Below are 595 nucleotides of genomic sequence, written 5' to 3' on the forward strand. Positions count from 1 at the left end.
GGCGTTGCGGATCCACACGGCTGCACCGGCTTCATCGAGTGCGGCGGCATTGGTCAGGCCATGGCCGGGTATGCAGCGGTAGCTCGCGACCGGCAGGCCAGCGGCGAAAGCTTCCAGAGAGGTCAGGCCGCCCGCGTTCTGCACGAGGACGTCAGCAGCGTGCATCAGGGCCGGCATGTCGTCGACCCAGCCGAAGACGTGCTCGATCCCGTCGGCACGCAGTCGCGCCGCGAGCGCATCGTTGCGCCCGCAGACGACGACTGGCACGGCGGCACCGCAGTCACGCAGCTCCTGGGCGACCTGCCGAACCGGCCCGACGCCCCAGGAGCCGGCGACCAGCAACGCCAGCGGCGTCTTCTCCGGTAGACCGAAGGCGGCGCGCCCCTGGTCGCGGTCCTGCCTGGTGCCCGGCCGAAAACGCGGATCGGCAACCGGTCCGCACATGCGCACGTCCCGCGCCCCAGCTGCTCGTGCCTGGTGGGCGGGCACTATATGGGCAGCCAGGTGGACGTCCACCCCGTCCGCCACCCACAGCGGATGCACGGAGAAGTCGGTCAGATAGGTCAGGACGGGGACCGTCAGCCGTCCGTCCAGC

Annotated in this window: 1 protein-coding gene; it reads right to left on the reverse strand. The window is 70.9% G+C overall.

The window, feature by feature from the left end:
- On the reverse strand, positions 1–595 hold a 595-nt coding region (locus tag ADL25_RS13085; RefSeq protein WP_159044922.1), incomplete at both ends, for a glycosyltransferase.

The organism is Streptomyces sp. NRRL F-5122, assembly GCF_001507435.1.
Lineage (GTDB): Bacteria > Actinomycetota > Actinomycetes > Streptomycetales > Streptomycetaceae > Streptomyces > Streptomyces lannensis.